This window comes from Dactylosporangium sucinum, assembly GCF_014647515.1.
In the GTDB taxonomy this organism is placed as follows: Bacteria; Actinomycetota; Actinomycetes; order Mycobacteriales; family Micromonosporaceae; genus Dactylosporangium; species Dactylosporangium sucinum.
In genome coordinates this window covers 12,413-28,185 of the sequence record NZ_BMPI01000064.1, presented here as the reverse complement: position 1 = coordinate 28,185, position 15,773 = coordinate 12,413, and the positions used below count along the sequence as shown (strand labels likewise).

The 15,773-nt window shown below is 72.6% G+C and carries 19 protein-coding genes; 14 read left to right on the top strand and 5 right to left on the bottom strand.

The features are described from left to right. Positions 1-72 precede the first annotated feature (72 nt). Positions 73-1,119 (bottom strand): mechanosensitive ion channel family protein, encoded by a 1,047-nt coding sequence (locus IEZ31_RS43450; RefSeq protein ID WP_229836696.1) that lies wholly within the window; start codon positions 1,117-1,119, stop codon positions 73-75. Between the two features lie 197 nt (positions 1,120-1,316). Here IEZ31_RS43450 and IEZ31_RS43445 point away from each other — a divergent pair, with 197 nt between their 5' ends. The 4 genes from IEZ31_RS43445 to IEZ31_RS43430 all read left to right on the top strand — a co-directional run bounded on the left by IEZ31_RS43445 (position 1,317) and on the right by IEZ31_RS43430 (position 3,039). Continuing rightward, complete coding sequence (locus tag IEZ31_RS43445; protein WP_190255990.1) at positions 1,317-1,865, top strand: HNH endonuclease; 549 nt, start codon at positions 1,317-1,319, stop codon at positions 1,863-1,865. Between the two features lie 191 nt (positions 1,866-2,056). Beyond that, on the top strand, positions 2,057-2,380 hold the full coding sequence (gene ctaJ / locus IEZ31_RS43440) for an aa3-type cytochrome oxidase subunit CtaJ (RefSeq protein WP_190255989.1): 324 nt from the start codon (positions 2,057-2,059) through the stop codon (positions 2,378-2,380). Further along, positions 2,367-2,756: a DUF5130 family protein gene (locus IEZ31_RS43435; protein WP_190255988.1), complete on the top strand. Its 390-nt coding sequence runs from the start codon at positions 2,367-2,369 to the stop codon at positions 2,754-2,756. The genes ctaJ and IEZ31_RS43435 overlap by 14 nt, the downstream gene beginning before the upstream one ends. Before the next feature lie 145 nt (positions 2,757-2,901). Next, positions 2,902-3,039: a hypothetical protein gene (locus IEZ31_RS43430; RefSeq protein WP_190255987.1), complete on the top strand. Its 138-nt coding sequence runs from the start codon at positions 2,902-2,904 to the stop codon at positions 3,037-3,039. Positions 3,040-3,243: 204 nt separating this feature from the next. Here IEZ31_RS43430 and pepN read toward each other — a convergent pair whose 3' ends face one another. Then, complete coding sequence (gene pepN / locus IEZ31_RS43425; RefSeq protein ID WP_229836695.1) at positions 3,244-5,787, bottom strand: aminopeptidase N; 2,544 nt, start codon at positions 5,785-5,787, stop codon at positions 3,244-3,246. 184 nt (positions 5,788-5,971) lie between these two features. On the opposite strand from pepN, the gene IEZ31_RS43420 reads away from it, so the two are divergent. From IEZ31_RS43420 to IEZ31_RS43410, 3 genes are read left to right on the top strand one after another with little or no spacing between them, the layout of a single operon-like run. Then, positions 5,972-6,601 carry a DsbA family protein gene (locus tag IEZ31_RS43420; RefSeq protein WP_190255985.1) on the top strand — a complete coding sequence of 210 codons (630 nt, stop codon included), beginning with the start codon at positions 5,972-5,974 and terminating at the stop codon, positions 6,599-6,601. 25 nt (positions 6,602-6,626) lie between these two features. Next, on the top strand, positions 6,627-6,995 hold the full coding sequence (locus tag IEZ31_RS43415; protein ID WP_190255984.1) for a hypothetical protein: 369 nt from the start codon (positions 6,627-6,629) through the stop codon (positions 6,993-6,995). Positions 6,996-7,015: 20 nt separating this feature from the next. Continuing rightward, positions 7,016-7,339, top strand: coding sequence for a DUF3817 domain-containing protein (locus IEZ31_RS43410; RefSeq protein WP_190256027.1), 324 nt, complete (start codon positions 7,016-7,018; stop codon positions 7,337-7,339). Here the strand turns inward: IEZ31_RS43410 and IEZ31_RS43405 are convergent. Next, positions 7,307-8,236: a cation diffusion facilitator family transporter gene (locus IEZ31_RS43405; RefSeq protein ID WP_229836691.1), complete on the bottom strand. Its 930-nt coding sequence runs from the start codon at positions 8,234-8,236 to the stop codon at positions 7,307-7,309. The genes IEZ31_RS43410 and IEZ31_RS43405 overlap by 33 nt on opposite strands. A gap of 124 nt (positions 8,237-8,360) precedes the next feature. On the opposite strand from IEZ31_RS43405, the gene IEZ31_RS43400 reads away from it, so the two are divergent. The 5 genes from IEZ31_RS43400 (at position 8,361) to IEZ31_RS43380 (ending at position 11,177) form a co-directional block, all read left to right on the top strand. Further along, a complete protein-coding gene (locus tag IEZ31_RS43400) occupies positions 8,361-8,774 on the top strand; it encodes an ATP-binding protein (protein WP_229836701.1) in 414 nt (137 codons plus the stop codon). Between the two features lie 132 nt (positions 8,775-8,906). Beyond that, entirely contained in the window at positions 8,907-9,194 is a 288-nt protein-coding gene (locus IEZ31_RS43395) for a hypothetical protein (RefSeq protein ID WP_190255981.1), read from the top strand. A gap of 17 nt (positions 9,195-9,211) precedes the next feature. Then, on the top strand, positions 9,212-10,384 hold the full coding sequence (locus tag IEZ31_RS43390) for a DUF1015 family protein (protein WP_190255980.1): 1,173 nt from the start codon (positions 9,212-9,214) through the stop codon (positions 10,382-10,384). Between the two features lie 117 nt (positions 10,385-10,501). Next, positions 10,502-10,690, top strand: coding sequence for a hypothetical protein (locus IEZ31_RS43385; protein WP_190255979.1), 189 nt, complete (start codon positions 10,502-10,504; stop codon positions 10,688-10,690). 13 nt (positions 10,691-10,703) lie between these two features. Next, positions 10,704-11,177, top strand: coding sequence for a ribose-5-phosphate isomerase (locus IEZ31_RS43380; protein WP_190255978.1), 474 nt, complete (start codon positions 10,704-10,706; stop codon positions 11,175-11,177). Between the two features lie 55 nt (positions 11,178-11,232). Here IEZ31_RS43380 and IEZ31_RS59590 read toward each other — a convergent pair whose 3' ends face one another. After that, entirely contained in the window at positions 11,233-11,574 is a 342-nt protein-coding gene (locus tag IEZ31_RS59590; protein ID WP_373294783.1) for a hypothetical protein, read from the bottom strand. Between the two features lie 431 nt (positions 11,575-12,005). Next, a complete protein-coding gene (locus tag IEZ31_RS43370; RefSeq protein WP_190255977.1) occupies positions 12,006-13,229 on the bottom strand; it encodes a GNAT family N-acetyltransferase in 1,224 nt (407 codons plus the stop codon). A 103-nt stretch (positions 13,230-13,332) separates the two neighbouring features. Here IEZ31_RS43370 and IEZ31_RS43365 point away from each other — a divergent pair, with 103 nt between their 5' ends. Both IEZ31_RS43365 and IEZ31_RS43360 read left to right on the top strand, forming a co-directional pair. Further along, a complete protein-coding gene (locus IEZ31_RS43365; RefSeq protein WP_190255976.1) occupies positions 13,333-15,039 on the top strand; it encodes a serine/threonine protein kinase in 1,707 nt (568 codons plus the stop codon). Beyond that, the gene (locus tag IEZ31_RS43360) at positions 15,036-15,773 is read left to right on the top strand and encodes a tyrosine-protein phosphatase (protein ID WP_190255975.1); all 738 of its coding nucleotides are present in this window, start codon (positions 15,036-15,038) and stop codon (positions 15,771-15,773) included. The genes IEZ31_RS43365 and IEZ31_RS43360 overlap by 4 nt, the downstream gene beginning before the upstream one ends.

The window sequence follows — 15,773 nt, the reverse complement described above, 5'->3', positions numbered from 1 at the left end:
TGACCACCCGACGCGCGACCCTACCCGTCGGGTTGGTTGCCGATGATCGCGCGATCCGTCAAAAACGGCCGATCAGGTCGGCCCGGCGGTGCCGCCCGCACCGGTGTCCGCGCCCGGCTCGGTCGCCGGACGGATGAACATCCGCGCGGCGGTGAGCTGGGCCGTGATCCCGGCCCGCTCCAGGGCCTCGGTGAGCCGGCGGCGCAGCTCGCGCCCGACCCGCCACTGGGCCTCGGTCGACGTCTTGACCGTCGTGCGCACGACCGCGCCGTCGGCGGTCAGCTGCTCGACGCCGAGCACGGTCGGCGGGTCGATGAAGTCGTCGGCGTACGCGGGGTCCTCGGCCATCGCGGCCGCCGCGTCGCGCAGGACGGCGCTGGCCTGGTCGACCGAGACGAAGCCGACGGGCACGTCGATGTTGACCACGGCCCAGCCCTGGCTCTTGTTGCCGACCCGGATGATCTCGCCGTTGCGCACGTACCACACCACGCCGGCCGCGTCGCGGATCGTCGTGATCCGCAGGCCGACCGCCTCGACGGTGCCGCTCGTCTCGCCGACGTCGACCACGTCACCCACCCCGTACTGGTCCTCCAGCAGCATGAACAGGCCGGCGATGAAGTCCTTGACCAGGTTCTGCGCGCCGAAGCCGATCGCCAGACCGGCGATGCCGGCGCTGGCCAGCAGCGGCCCGAGGTTGAGCCCGACCTCGCCGAGCACCAGCATCGTGGCGATCGTGAAGACCACGGCCGAGGCGATCGAGCGCAGCACCGACCCGAGGGCGCGGGCCCGCTGGTTGCGCCGCTCGATCGGCAGCGCGAGCGCATTCGGCAGCCGCTTGCGCAGCGGCCGCAGCAGCGAGCCACCCTGCTCGTTCTCGGAGACGGTGTGCCGGATCAGCCGGTCGATCGCCCGGTGGATGATCGTCCGGGCGAGGAACGCCACGACGACGATCAGCAGGATGGACAACGGCTTGACCAGGATCCAGTAGCTGCTCTCGGCGAGCCACCGCACGTTGGTCTGCTCGTAGACGATCTGGCAGACGTCGCTGACCTTGACGCAGCTCGGACCGGGCTGGGGGCTCGGAGCCTGCTCGAACGGCAGGGCCAGAGGGCTGGTCACAACACTCCTTGTTGAACGGTGCGAACCGGGGTAAGTCCGCACAAACGTCTGCCGGGTGGGCGAAGGTTCACCCGCCGGCCGCAAATAGTACGTGCAATCCGAGGATCTATCAGGGACGATTAGCCCACGGCCTCGCTGCCGGGGCCGTTACCGAGACCTTCACCAGGGAGATTCCTTCACGCACGAGGGGGACGGCGATGCCTGACATACGACCCGCACGAGTATCGGGTGCGCTGGTGCTCAACGCCACCTACGAGCCGCTGTGTGTCGTGTCTGTCAGACGTGCCACCATCCTGGTCCTGACGTCGAAGGCGGTGTGCGTCGCCGACGGTGAGGGCATCCTCCACAGTGCGAGCGAGGAGCTGCCGGTCCCGTCCGTGGTGCGGCTCACGCGGTACGTCCGTGTGCCGTACCGCACACACATAGGCCTCTCCCGCCGGGGCATATTCGCCCGCGACGGATGGCGATGCGCCTACTGCCGCGGCCCGGCCGAGACCATCGACCACGTGATGCCACGGAGCCGGGGCGGGCGGCACGCCTGGGAGAACGTCGTAGCCGCCTGCGCCCGCTGCAACCACACAAAAGGTGACAAAACGCCAGCCGAACTCGGCTGGCGTTTGCATACCACCCCGATGGCACCCAAAGGGGTGGCGTGGCGGGTGCTCGGTCACCGCACACCCGACCCGCGCTGGGCGGACTGGCTCGAGCTGCCGGTCGACGGTCCCAGTTTGGGGCACGCGGCCTAGCCGGGTCCCGCGACCGCGGTAGCCGCCGCGGCCGTGCGCGTCGCTGAACCGGTCGATGGACTCGACCGGGCGGCAGCCCGCGCCCAGCCCCTCCGTTCCCAAGGTCGATACCCCCGGCAACGGGCTGGTCATACGCGACCGCTAACGTGAAGCCGGTCTTTTAGTCCCTTCGACGCCTGGGGGCGTTGAGCTTGTCCATCATCGAGACGACGCTGATCTACGCCGGCATCCCGGTTCTGGTCATCGTGCTCATCACGGGCGCCGTGTTCGCCGGGGGAGGCTCCCGGCGCGGTAGCAAGCGCTACCGGCCCGGACGGCCGTTCGAGTTCACGCCCGTCTGGTTCCTCTCGGCGCCCGAGCAGCTGACCAAGGCGACGGCCGCGCGCGAGCTGCCCGGCACCCGGCGACCCGAGCTGACCGCCGGCGGCAGCGGGGCCGCCACCGAGGCGGTCACCGAGTGGTCCGGCGACAAGGCGCAGCCGCACGTCATGGGAGGCGCAAGTGACCGCTGGTAAGTCTCAGCCCGACGTCCTGAGCGGGCCGTTCACGACGCGCCAGCTGCTCCGCTTGGACGAGGCCCTCCGGCTGGCCGACACGTCCACGGGGCTGACCTTCAGCATCTACGTCGGCGAGCTCGACGAGCCGGTGCGGGCGGCCGCGGAGAAGCTGCACGCCCAGCTGGCCGACCCGCCACACTCGGTCCTCGTCGCGGTCTCGCCCAACCAGCGCCTGCTGGAGATCGTCACCGGTGGCGAGGCCCGCCGCCGCCTGCCCGACCGCGCGGCGAAGCTGGCCGCGCTGTCGATGGCCGCCGCGTTCGGCGGTGGCGACCTGGCCGGCGGCCTGGTCGCGGGCCTGGCGCAGCTGGCCGACCACGCCGGGCGCGGCTGACCCGAGCAGCACAGCGGGCCCCGTGCGACCTGCCGGTCGCACGGGGCCCGCACTGTCAGCGCGTCATGATCTTGCCGCCACGGGCAGTGGCCCATGATCGATGGAAGCCCCTGGTCGCCCCGGCAGCCACAAGTCGCCATCGATCATGAAGTCGGCCCAGGGGGCTCGGGCGTCCGACTCCGACTCCGGCTCCGGCTCCGGCTCGTTCGACCCCGGCCCGTTCGTCGCCCCCGGCCCGTTCGCCCCCGGCCCGTTCGCGCCCGGCCCGTCCGCCTCGGGCTGAGACGTTGGTCGATCTACCCTCGCTTTTCGAGATCACCATGAGGGTAGATCGACCAACGTCTGTCGGAACCGCCCCGTGAGGGTAGATCGACCAACGTCTGTGCGGAGCCGGCCCGTGAGGGTAGATCGACCAACGTCTGTGCGGAACAGCCGTGGACGAAGCGGGGCCCGCACCAGTGCGGTGCGGGCCCCCTCGCGCAGTGCGTCAGGCGGACTCGGCGTCCTTGGCCCGCGCCTTCAGCGCGCGCACGATGCCGTCGCGGCCCTCGCCGACCAGGCGGCGCAGCGGCGCCGGGTGGCCCGGCTCCGCCAGCCAGGCCTCCGTGCGGGCCACCGTGTCCACGCTCACCTGGAACGCCGGGTAGCCGAGCTCGACGAACTCCGCCGCCGGCTCGCTGTCGCGGTGCTCCCAGACGGTCGTGAGGGAGTCGAAGTACGCGGCCACGTACGGCGCGGTGAGGGCCGTCTGGGCCGAGTGCTGGAAGCCCTGCAGCAGCGACCGCTGCAGCCAGTTCGGCAGGTTGTGGTCCTCGACCAGGCGGCGCCACGTCTCGGCCTTCGACTCGGGGGTCGGGACCAGGGCGCGGGCCAGCGCGGCCTGGCGCTCGCCGCTCGCGGTGCGGTCGCGGTCGAGCTCGGCCTCGATCTCGGCCGGGTCGGCGGCGCCGTTGGCGATCAGGGCGTGCAGGATGCCCCAGCGGAGGTCCGCCTGGATCGTCAGGCCGGCGGGGACGTCGTCGCCGCGCAGCCAGCCCTGCAGTACCGCCAGATCGTCGGCACCCCGGGCCGCTGCCGCGAACGAGCGGGCCCACGCCAGCTGGAAGCCGCTGCCGGGCTCCGCCGACGCGAGCGCGGCGCGCGCGGTCGCGGCGATCTGGGCCCAGCCCTCCGGCGCCCAGGACTGGTCGGCGTAGAACACGAGCGCCGACTGGGCCTGGCGGATGGTGGCGGTGACCAGGTTGATGTCCTTCTCGGCCGGCAGGCCGGTGGCGACCAGCTTCACGTAGTCGCGGGCCGCCAGCTCGGCGTCGCGGACCATGTCCCACGTCGCCGACCAGACCAGGGCGCGGGCGAGCGAGTTGTCCAGCCCGTCGATGTGCTCGACGACCGTGGCCGTGGAGCGGGGGTCGAGGCGCAGCTTCGCGTAGGTGAGGTCGTCGTCGTTGAGCAGGAGCACGTCGGCGGCGCGGCGGCCGGCCAGGGCGGTGAGCTCCGTCTCCTCGCCGTCGACGTCGGCCTCGACCAGCTCGCGGCGGATCAGGGCGCCGCCGGCGAGGTCGTAGAGGCCGATGCCGATGCGGTGGGTGCGCAGCGTCGGGTAGGCGGGCGGGGCCTCCTGCCGGACCAGCACCCGCTCGTAGGTGCCGTCGGCGGCGATGGACAGCTCCGGGCGCAGCGTGTTGACCTGGGCCGTCTCCAGCCACTGGGCCGCGAACTTGCGCAGCTCCTTGCCGCTGGCCGTCTCCAGCGCGGAGAGCAGGTCGTCGAACGTGGCGTTGCCCCACTGGTGCTGCTGGAAGTACGCGCGCAGGCCGGTGCGGAAGGCGTCGATGCCGACGTAGGCGACCAGCTGCTTGATGACGCTCGCGCCCTTGGCGTAGGTGATGCCGTCGAAGTTGACCTCGACCGCCTCGACGTCGGGCATCTCGCAGTACACCGGGTGCGTGGAGGAGAGCTGGTCCTGCCGGTAGCCCCAGTTCTTGCGCACGGACAGGAACGTCGTCCACGCGTCCTGGAACCGGGTCGCGTGGGTGTTGCACCAGTGGCTGGCCCACTCGGCGAACGACTCGTTCAGCCACAGGTCGTCCCACCAGCGCATGGTCACCAGGTCGCCGAACCACATGTGGGCGAGCTCGTGCAGGATCGTATTGGCGCGCTGCTCGTACTCGTAGTCGGTGACCGGCGAGCGGAAGATGTAGTGCTGCTCGGCGTGCACGACGCAGCCGAAGTTCTCCATCGCGCCGGCGTTGAACTCCGGGGAGTAGACCTGGTCGTACTTCGGCAGCGGGTAGCGGATCCCGAACTCCTCGTGGAAGAAGTCGAACCCCTGCTTGGTGATCAGGTTGATGTCGTCGGCGTCGAGGTACTGCCGCATCGACTGCCGGCAGAAGACGCCCAGGTCGATGCCGTCGTGCGTGTCGCGGACCTCGTGGTAGGGGCCGGCGCACACGGCGGTGATGTAGGTGCTCATCCGCGGCGTCGGGACGAAGTGCCGCGTCAGGTCCCCCTGCGAGGCCAGCGGCATGTTGGAGATGACCTTCCAGTGCGCCGGCGCGGTGACGTGGAAGGTGAACTCGGCCTTGAGGTCGGGCTGGTCGAAGCACGCGAACACGCGCTGGGCGTCGGCCGTCTCGAACTGGCTGTAGAGGTACACCTCCTTGTCCACCGGGTCGACGCTGCGGTGCAGGCCCTGGCCGGTCGTCGAGTACGCGCAGTCCGCGTCGACGACGAGCACGTTGTCCGCGGCCAGCCCGGGCAGCGCCAGGCCGTCCTCGTTGGACCAGCCCGAGATGTCGAGGTCCACGCCGTTGAGGGTGGCGCTGCGCAGGTTCGCCGCGGCGATCTCGATGAAGGTGGCCGCGCCCGGCTCGTGGCAGGTGAAGCGCACCTCGGTGATCGACCGGAACGTGCCCTCCCCGGGATGGCCGGCGCCATCCGTCAGGTCGAGGCTGATGTCGTACGCCGCGATGTCGAGCAGGCGTGCCCGCTCGACCGCCTCGACCTGGCGTAGGTTGCGTACACCGGCCACGTGTCGTCTCCCGTCGTTCGCTGTGGCCGTCCCCGTCGACGGCGTCACCCCGAGTGTTCCATGTCGGCGGGCGACACTGGAGGAGTGGCTCAGGTCACTCCCCGCCCGGGTAGCTCGTCCGGACGCGCCGGAGTAAGGATCGAAGCGGATTTCCGACTCTTTCAGTAGAGAGGTGGTCGCCGCCATGGCCGAAGACCGCGTCATCGCCGATATGTGGTTCGACCCGCGCTGCCCATGGGCCTGGATCACGTCCCGCTGGCTCCTCGAGGTGGAGCAGGTCCGCCCGGTCGACGTCCGCTTCCACGTCATGAGCCTGTCGATCCTCAACGAGGGCCGCGACGACCTCCCGGAGCGATACAAGGAGGGTCTGGCAAAGGGTTGGGCGCCGGTGCGGGTGGCGATCGCGGCCGAGCAGAAGTTCGGCAACGAGGTGCTCCGCCCGCTGTACACCGCCCTGGGCACCCGGATCCACCACGAGAAGCAGGAGCTGGGCGACGAGCTCTACCGGGCCGCGCTGGCCGAGGCCGGCCTGCCCGCCGACCTGGCCGGCTACGCGGAGTCCACCGAGTACGACGCCGAGCTGCGGGCCAGCCACTTCGCCGGCATGGACCCGGTCGGCATGGACGTCGGCACGCCCGTCATCCACGTCCCCGGCCCTGACGGCAAACTCATCGCGTTTTTCGGCCCCGTCGTCACCCCGCGGCCGCGCGGCGAGGCGGCCGGCCGGCTCTGGGACGGCACGCTGCTGGTCGCCGGCACGCCCGGCTTCTACGAGATCAAGCGCACGCGGGACGTGGGCCCGACATTCGAGTGAGCGGCAAGAGGTAGGCTGCCTACCTGTGCGGCGGTTCTTCACACCTCGGTGGGTGCTCGGGCATGTCCTGGCGCTGGCCGGGGTCGCCGTGTGCCTGGTGGCGGGCCGCTGGCAGTACGATCGGGCCACCGCCGGCAACATGCTCAGCTGGGCCTACACGGTCCAGTGGCCGCTGTTCGCGGTCTTCGTCGTCTTCCTGTGGGTGCGCGCCGTGCGCGACGCCCGCGGGGTGCGGGCCCCGCGCCCGGCCCCGCCGCCGCTGCGGCCGCTGCAGCACCAGCAGGCGCCGGTGCGCGGCAGCGACGACGACGACCCCGAGCTCGCGGCCTACAACCGCATGCTGGCCTGGCTCGCCGCCAACCCTGACCGCCGTCCCAGCGACTTTCCCGGATGAGGCCGATGTCCGCCACACCACTGAACCCCGCCCTCACCCGCTACCGGGTCATCGCCTGGATCGTCGGCGTGCTGCTGATCGTGCTGACCGTGGGGACGGTGCTGAAGTACACCACCGACGACGAGACGATCGTGGCGCTCGTCGGGCCGGCGCACGGCTTCCTCTACATGGTCTACCTGGTGCTCGCGGCCGACCTCGCCCGGCGGGCCAAGTGGACGATCGGCTTCACGGTGCTGATCCTGCTGGCCGGCACCGTGCCGTTCCTCTCGTTCGTCGCCGAGCGCGTGGTCACCCGGCGGGTCCAGGCCGTGTCAGCCGGCAGCGCGGTACGCAGCACCGTGTGAGTCGACGCAGTGCGGGTCGTCCTCGCAGTGGTCGACCTGCAGCGTCGTGTGGCCGATCTCCCAGCGCTCCCGCAGCCGCGTCTCGATCGCGGCCCGCACCGCGTGGCAGTCGCCCTCCCGGTCGACGAGCACGTGCGCGGACAGCGCCGGATAGCCCGACGTCACCTGCCACACGTGCAGGTCGTGCAGCTCGACCACGCCCGGGACGCCGGACAGCTCCCGGCCGAGCGTCGCCGGGTCCATGCCGCTCGGCGCCGCCTCCATGAAGATGCGGCCCGAGTCGCGCACCAGCCGGACGCCCGAGCGGATCATCAGCGCGGCCACGACGAGCGACGCGATCGCGTCGGCGCGGTGGAAGCCGGTCAGCAGCACCACGAGGCCGGAGATCGCGGCCGCGACGAACGCGAACAGGTCGGTCAGCACGTGCTGGAACGCGCCCTCGACGTTGAGGCTGGCCCGGTTGGCCTTGCCCATCGCCCACACCGCGACCAGGTTGACCGCGATGCCGGCGAGCGCGGTCACCAGCACCGCGCCGCCGCCGACGGGCGGCGGTGTGACGAGCCGGGTGATCGCCTCGTAGGTGATCCAGACCGATAGCAGCAGCAGGGTCAGCCCGTTCGCCTGGGCGGAGAGGATCTCCGCCCGTTTCAGGCCGAACGTGTAGCCGCCCGACGGCGGCCGGGCCGCGAGCCGGGTGGCGAACAGCGCCAGCGCGATCGCCGCCGCGTCGGAGAGCATGTGCGCGGCGTCCGACAGCAGGGCGAGCGAGCCGACCAGCAGGCCGACGACGACCTCGACCGCCATGAAGCCGACGATCAGCGCGAGGGCGACCGACAACCAACGGCGGTCGGCGTCCTCCCGCGGTCCGTGCTGGTGGTGGTCGTGGTCGTGACCCATGGATCCCATCTTATGCGTACTTCGCTATATGACGCAGCCGTCCGTCGTCGTTTCCACAGGTGGTTTCCGGGGCACCAATACGACGTGCGCGGCCGCTGAACGCGAAGGGAGCACGACCGTGGGCATGGAGGTCCGGCTTTCGCTCTCGCTGCCCCGGGACCACTCCACCGTCCCGCTCACCCGCCGCGTCCTCGACGCCGCCCTCGCGGTCTTCGCCGTCACGAAGGACTGCCGTGACGACATCGGCCTGGCCGTCGGGGAGGCGTGCGCCAACGCCGTGCAGCACGCGACCTCCGGCGCCGACTACGAGGTGACCGTCACCATCCAGGAGGACCGGTGCATCATCGACGTCGTCGACGACGGCGTCGGCCCCGACTCCGCCACCCCGCCCGATGCCCCGCCGGACGCGGAGTCGGGCCGCGGGCTGCGCATCATCCACGCGCTCGCCGACATGGTGGAGCTGCGCCGGGGTCAGCCCGGCAAGATGGCGTTGCGCATCGTGAAGCTCCTCACGGTGGTACCCCCGGTTCGTGCCTGAACCGCGACGGACCCACCACGCGGGGTCGTGCGTGCCGTTCCCTGGATCGCACACCGGGTGCGACGCCGAAGCCCTAGGAAGCCGTTGCCCTGGATGCGACGAGTGCTTTTCGCCTTGGGGAGGACGACGGAGATGACCACCGACAGTTCCACGACGCTGTGGACCGTCCAGGAGCGGGCCTGGAAAGAGGAACTGCCCGACCTGCCGGACGAGGTCGTCGCGCTGCTGGCGACGCCGGTCGTGGTGAGCGCCTCGGCGTGGACGGCCCAGGTGCCGGTCGACCCCGAGCCCGCCCCGGCCCTCGCGCTCGTGCGCCCCCCGCGGTTGCTCTCGCCGGCCGCGCCCGCGGCCGCCTCGCGCACCGCCCGGCGCCGCACTGCGGGACGGGCGGTGCCCCGTGCCGCGGCCCGCATCGCCTGAGCTATAGCGTTTCGTTCATGACGGTTGCGTACCCGATCGCCCGCGCCTGGCTGTCCACCGGAGGCACCGGCGCGCAGAACTACGACGAGTTCGCCGACGACGCCGAGATCACCGAGATCATCGCCGCCAACCCGTCCAGCGCGCTGGCGGTGGAGATGCCCCACCGGGCGCCGGAGAGCGTCGGGAAGCCCTTCCGCGACTGCCTGCCGGACGCGGTCGCGCGCCTGCGGGCCGCCAAGGACGACGGCCACTACGCCTCGGCCGCCGATGTCGTCGTGCTGTACCGCATCACGGCGCCCGACGGGGCCCGCGCCTACGGCCTCTGGTGCATGATCGCGACCGACCAGATCTCGACGAGCGCCGACGAGCCGGGCGCCGTCATCCGCAACGAGGACGTCTTCATCGAGAAGGTCCGTGAGCGGGTCGCGCTGGCCGAGGCGACGAAGCACCTGCTGTCGCCCGTCCTGCTGCTGCAGACCGCGCACGGGGAGGCCCTGCACGCCGCCCTCGCCGAGTCGGTCGCCGACGCCGGGCCGCCGGCCGTGGCCGACACCGACCCGGCCGGCCGCACGCACGAGATCTGGGCCGTCGGCCCGGGCACCACGCGGGACCGGCTGCTCGCGCTCGCCGGCGGCGGGGAGCTCGTCGTCGCCGACGGCAACCACCGCAGCCTCGCCGCGCAGACCGCCGGCTACCCGCGGTTCCTGGCGGTCGTCACCACTGCGGAATCGGTGGCGATCCAGCCGTACAACCGGCTCGTCTCCGACCTGCCCGAGCCGCTCGACGGCCTCGACCGGGAGCCGCTGGCCGGCCCGGCCGACGTCCCGGCCACGGGCGGCCGCGTGCACCTCTTCAGCCGCGAGGGCGCCTGGTCGGTGACCCTGCCGAAGCTGAGCGGGGCCGGCGTCGTGGAGAACCTCGACCACGCGCTCGTCGAGCGCCGGCTGTTCGCCGAGACGCTCGGCCTGGAGCCGGGCGACAAGCGGATCACGTATGTCGGCGGCGACTACCCGGCCGCCTGGCTGCGGGGCGAGGTCGACGCGGGCCGGGCCGAGCTGGCCGTGCTCATCGCGCCGGTGACCGTCGACGACTTCGTCGCGGTGAACCTGGCCCGGCAGAAGATGCCCCGCAAGAGCACGTGGTTCACCCCGAAGGCGCGGGCGGGTCTCGTCGTCGCGGAGCTGGACTGATCCCGTCAGGCGATGTTCCCGGCGCGGCCGCCGCGCTCGGCCGCGCCGCGAATTTCGCCGTATTCACCCGATCGTGATACACACTAGGCCGCTCGTACTAGCGGCCTGGGGTGGCACATGCAGATCTTCATCGCGGCCATGGTGGCCGCCTGTGGCGTCGGCGCCTTCGCCGCGGCGGCCCTGGCCTGGGACCGGCGGAGGCACTGGAACCTCTCGGGCGGCGCCACGGCCGCCTGGGTGGGCGGCCTCTGCCTGCTCGGCGCGGTCCTGGTGGCGGGTTCGTGTCTCGGCCTGATCCGGTTCTGACAAACTTCCGGGTATGCGCGTCTACCTTGGTTCGGACCACGCCGGATACGAGCTGAAAGTGCACCTGGTCTCGGCCCTGGGCCTGCAGGGCTACGAGGTCGTCGACGTCGGCCCGGCGAAGTTCGACCCCGACGACGACTACCCGGCCTACTGCTTCCACACCGCCGCCCGCGTCGTGGCGGACGAGGGCAGCCTGGGCGTGGTGATCGGCGGGTCGGGCAATGGCGAGCAGATCGCCGCGAACAAGGTCCCCGGCATCCGCGCCGCCCTGGCCTGGAACCAGGAGACGGCCCAGCTCGCCCGCGAGCACAACGACGCCAACGTGGTGGCCATCGGCGCCCGCCAGCACACGCTCGACGAGGCGACCGCCCTCGTCACGGCCTTCCTGACGACGTCCTTCTCGGGCAACGAGCGGCACGCGCGGCGCATCGCCCAGGTGCTGGAGTACGACACGACCCGCGTCCTGCCCCCGCTCCCGGAGGACTGACCTCCGGCGTGGTGGTGGGTTGAGCGTGTGCCGGCCGGCGGGGCAGGCGCCGCGCTCAGCTCGTCGGGGAGCGGCGGCCGGGCCGGGTCAGCTCCTCGCGCGGCACCCACCCGCGGCGGATGATCTGCAGGTCCCGGTCGGCCGCGGCGAGATCCTCGTCGGTCGGCCGGGCCGCGTCCCGGGCGCGCATGGCCGCCGACACACTCACCTGCGACGCGCCCCCACCGACCAGGCCACGCAGGCCGCGCTCGGACACCACCTCGTCGTGGTGGTGGTGATGGTGGTGCGCGTCGTGGTGGTGATGAGGATCATGGTCGTGGTCGACCGGCTCGGGCTCCGCCGGCTCCGGGTCGTGGACGCTCGCGGTCAGGGCGAACGCCCCGGACAGCTCGGCCAGGTGGTGCGGTGACGGCCGCGGCGGCTCGGTGCTCTCCGAAGGGGCCGAGCCGAGGGCCGAGCCGAGGGCCGAGCCAGGGGCCGCGACGGAGGCCGGGGCCGGGGGATGGGGATGCAGCGGCGGCCGCGGGATCGGTGGGTGCGGCTTCGCGGTGACCGGCGCCCCACTCGTCGGCGCGGCACTCCCGGCGACCGGGACTTCCGCAGCGTCCGAGCCTTCCGAAGGTCCCCGCGACCCGGCAACCCCGGCAGGCCCCGAAGCGGGCGCTGCAGCAGCCTCTGCAGCGGGCTCCTCCGCGGCGGTGATCGCCTCGGGGGGAGCGGCCGGGGCGGGGTCAGGGCTCACCGGCTGATGCTGGCGCATGCGCCGCCGCCGGCGTTGAATCCCACCCATCGCCCCACCCTACCGCCTCCCCCGGCCCCGCGGACCGATCAGAAGATCTCGATCGACACCGGCGCCACCGACCACCCGAACGCGGTGCTCACCGCGGCCACCGCACCCGGCCGGTGCTCGGTCACCCGCCCGTTGAGGGCGAGCGTCCCGAGGCGGGTGCCGCCGAGGTACGCGGCGCCGAGGTCGGCCACGTCGAGCGTGACGTCGGGGGCCGCGTCGTCGGCGCGCGTGCAGTGCACCAGCGCGCCGCCCGCGCCGACCCGCAGCCGCCAGACGCCCGCGTTCTGCGGCAGGAGCGCGTCGGTGACCTCCAGGACCACGTCCACCGGCGCCGCGTACTTCCGCGACGTCAGCGCCCGTGGCAGGTCCACGATCCGCAGCCACAGCCCGTCGCCGACCTTGCCGCCGAGGTGGCGCGGCTCGTCCACCATGTGGAAGAGCGGCTCCTCGACGCTGCCCAGCCCGAGGACGACCGTGCGGCTCAGGTCGATGCGCAGCAGGAAGCGCCACAACTCGGCGTAGGCGGCCGGCGTGGCGGCCACCACCTCGAGGACGTTGATCTCGTGTTCCGGCCCGTTGTCGTTCCACTTGCTGCGGACCTTGTACCGCGCGTACCCGTCGACGGTCCCGGACGGGTGCTCGAAGAGCACCGCGCGCTTCGCCGTGTAGCCGTCGCGGTGCTGCTCCGGGTCCCTCGTCAGGTGCGCCCACCAGGCGGCGTTGCGGCTCGACCAGCCGGGCCGGCCGGGGAGCACCCGGTCGTACACCTCGGCGAGCTCCTCGACCACGTCGGCTGGCGACGCGGCGCGCAGCGTCCCGGCGGCGGCCGGGACCCGCAGCGACACCTCCCGGCGGTCGGCGTGGTAGGCCACGCTCTGCGCCGCGAGGCCGTAGCCGAACCGCTGGTAGATGCGCCCCTCGCTGGCCCAGAGCACGGCGATCGCCTCGGGCACGTCGCCCAGCTGGTGGGTCATCATCCGGCGCAGGAGGCCCTTGCGGGTGTGTGTCGCGGCGACCGAGACCGCGGTCACGTGGGCGGCCGGCAGGACACCGCCCGGCACGGCGAGGTCGCGGGTGAACGCGCCCGCCGAGGCCACCACCTGCCCGGAGTGTTCGATCACGAGGTACCGCGGAAGCTCGATCACGGTCCGGATCGAGTCGGTGGGGTCGGGCGCGCCGGGCATCGCGAACGCGTCCCGGATCACGCGGCTGAAGGCGTCGACGTCCTCGGCGGTGGCGGTGCGCAGGGCATAGTCGCTCATCCGGTTGTGTCTACCTCGTGACCTCCACTGAGCGCGACCGATTTGCACGCTCGTTACTCTCGAAATGTCTGGGGGAAACAATGTTGCTGGGGGGAGTGGCGTCATGACGCAGGGTGCGTTGCTGGACCTCGTCTGTGGTCCGGCGAGCCCTTTGGCGGAGACGTTCCAGCGGTACCGCCTGGTGGCCCATCTGGGCTCGGGCGGGCAGGCCGACGTCTACCGTGCCGTGCGGGTCTGCGGCGGGGTGACGTCGGCGCCGATGACGGTGAAGGTGTTCCGGGTCGACCCGCAGCGCCCGATCGCCGACGAGCTGCGCTCGTGGGACAAGGGCGACGCGGCGCTCATGGACCTGAACAACCGCGGCGTCCCGGCCATCTGCCGGCGCGCCGACGGCTTTTACGGGCCGCCGCCGCACCGCCCGGGGGAGCGTCCGGCGCCGGGTGACGCGGTGCCGTACCAGGTGTACGACTATCTGCACGGGATCAACCTGCGGGAGTACGTGGCCCAGCGGTCCGGGTCGGCGCCCGGCGCGCGGCGCCTCAACGCCGTCTCCGCGCTGAAGACGCTGACGCTGATCCTCCAGCACCTGCACCACCCGCAGGAGACCGGCGCCACGCCGGTGCTGCACATGGACGTGAAGCCGTCGAACGTGATGGTCCTCGCGACCGGCGAGGTGCGACTGATCGACTTCACCGGCGCGCGGTACTACCGCGAGGAGGAGATCACCCAGATCGCCTACACCCCGGAGTCGGGCGGTCCGGAGGCGTTCGGCGGGGTGAAGTACGTCGGCCCGGCGTACGACGTGCACGGCTTCGGCGCCGTGGCGTACTTCCTGGTGACCGGCGCCTACCCGCGCGTCGACGGCCGCAGCGACCAGCACGGGCAGCGCCACCAGGACGCCTCGCCGCCGCCGTGGAACGTCCTGCGCCGCCACCCGCTGCTGGAGCAGCTCCCCGCGCTGCGCGACCACCTGCACGCGCCGCTGGCCGACCGGCCGTCCGACCGCCCGGAGACCCGCGAGCTGGCCGGCTGGCTGACCGGGCTGTCCGAGCTGGTCCGCCGGGCCGGCCTGCCCGACGTCGGCTGCGACTGGCACGAGCCGGAGACCACCGAGACCGGCCGGGCCGTCGGCCGGGCGCGTCCGTCGGTGACGGGCACGGAGACCGACGCGTACCAGCGGATCGAGCGCCTGGAGCGGGAGCTCGTCGCCCTGCGGTCCGCCACCTCGGGCATCACCGCGTTCCACCAGCAGGTGCCGCCGCGGGCCACGCCGACCGCGATGGCCCCGCCGATCTCGGCCCCGCCGGTCTCCGGCGTGCCCGTCTCGCCCAGCGGGGTGGCGGTCAACGCCGAGGGCGTCCCGCAGATGCGGGGCCGCGCCAAGGTCGTCGCGCGCCCGGCGCCCGACCCGACCGGGATGATGCCGGCCGACCCGGTCGAGGATCGCCCGCGGTACCGCCCGGAGCCCGGCGAACGCGCCCGCGCCCTGAAGATCGGGTGGGAGCTGACCGGCACGGGCGCGTTCGTCGCGTTCATCTGCTGGGGCCTCTGGGCGCTCGACTCCGAGGGCAGCCTGACCGGCCCGTTCATCGCGTTCCTGGTGGTGCTCGCGGTCGCCGTGGGCGTGTTCGCGCTCGTCCGCCTGCTCGGCCGCCTGATCCTCGAGCAGCGCCTCGGCCGCGTGCGGCGCACCGCCAAGGGCGCCCACGCGGTGACCGGCCTGTTCCTGGCCCTGGCCGGCATCGCGTACCTGCGCGAGGTCGGCTGGTTCATGCGCTTCTACGGCTGGCTGAAGGGCATGATCTGGTGAGGCGGTTCCGTCGGCGGCGCCGCTTCGACGGGGGACTGGAGGGCCTCGTCAACTTCCGCGATCTGGGCGGCCTCCCGGCGGACGGCGGGGCGGTCCGCCCCGGCGTGCTCTTCCGCAGCGACTCCCTCGCCTACGCCACCCGCGCCGACGCGCGCCGCCTGGTCGACGACGTGGGCCTGGCGACGGTGATCGACCTGCGCGGCGAGCACGAGGTGACCTACCTCGGCCGGGGCCCGTTCGCCCGCCTCGGGGTCGGCTACTACCCGGCCCCGATCGCCGACGTGAGCGGCGCCGAGGACCTGGTCGGGCACTACCTGGCGATCCTGGACGAGAAGGGCGACGTGCTCGCCGGCACCGTGCGGGTGCTGGCCGGCAAGGACGCCCTGCCGGCGGTGTTCCACTGCGAGGCCGGCTGCGACCGCACGGGCGTGCTGGCCGCGGTCGTCCTCGGCCTGCTCGGGGTGCCGGAGGAGGTGATCGCGGCCGACTACGCGGCGACCGCGGCGGCCATGCCGACCATCCACGAGCGGGTGCGCGTCGTCTTCGACCGGCTCGGCCTGCCGCCCCGGCCCCCGTCGGTGCTGGTCTGGGAGCCGGAGGCGGCGCTGATGGCGAGCCTGCTGGACCTGGTGCGGGAGCGGTGGGGCGGCATGGAGGGCTGGGCCCGGGAGCAGGGCCTGCGCGACGCCGACCTGACGGCGTTGCGTGCGGCCCTGATCGTCGAGGCGGCCTGA

Excerpts from the sequence above, each read along its gene's own strand:
- IEZ31_RS43405 (WP_229836691.1), bottom strand. The coding sequence starts at position 8,236 with ATGGGTCACGACCACGACCACCACCAGCACGGACCGCGGGAGGACGCC.
- IEZ31_RS43390 (WP_190255980.1), top strand. The coding sequence starts at position 9,212 with ATGACGGTTGCGTACCCGATCGCCCGCGCCTGGCTGTCCACCGGAGGC.
- IEZ31_RS43430 (WP_190255987.1), top strand. The coding sequence starts at position 2,902 with ATGAAGTCGGCCCAGGGGGCTCGGGCGTCCGACTCCGACTCCGGCTCC.
- IEZ31_RS43445 (WP_190255990.1), top strand. The coding sequence starts at position 1,317 with ATGCCTGACATACGACCCGCACGAGTATCGGGTGCGCTGGTGCTCAAC.
- IEZ31_RS43380 (WP_190255978.1), top strand. The coding sequence starts at position 10,704 with ATGCGCGTCTACCTTGGTTCGGACCACGCCGGATACGAGCTGAAAGTG.
- IEZ31_RS43370 (WP_190255977.1), bottom strand. The coding sequence starts at position 13,229 with ATGAGCGACTATGCCCTGCGCACCGCCACCGCCGAGGACGTCGACGCC.
- IEZ31_RS43420 (WP_190255985.1), top strand. The coding sequence starts at position 5,972 with ATGGCCGAAGACCGCGTCATCGCCGATATGTGGTTCGACCCGCGCTGC.
- IEZ31_RS43400 (WP_229836701.1), top strand. The coding sequence starts at position 8,361 with ATGGAGGTCCGGCTTTCGCTCTCGCTGCCCCGGGACCACTCCACCGTC.
- IEZ31_RS43385 (WP_190255979.1), top strand. The coding sequence starts at position 10,502 with ATGCAGATCTTCATCGCGGCCATGGTGGCCGCCTGTGGCGTCGGCGCC.
- IEZ31_RS43365 (WP_190255976.1), top strand. The coding sequence starts at position 13,333 with ATGACGCAGGGTGCGTTGCTGGACCTCGTCTGTGGTCCGGCGAGCCCT.
- IEZ31_RS43395 (WP_190255981.1), top strand. The coding sequence starts at position 8,907 with ATGACCACCGACAGTTCCACGACGCTGTGGACCGTCCAGGAGCGGGCC.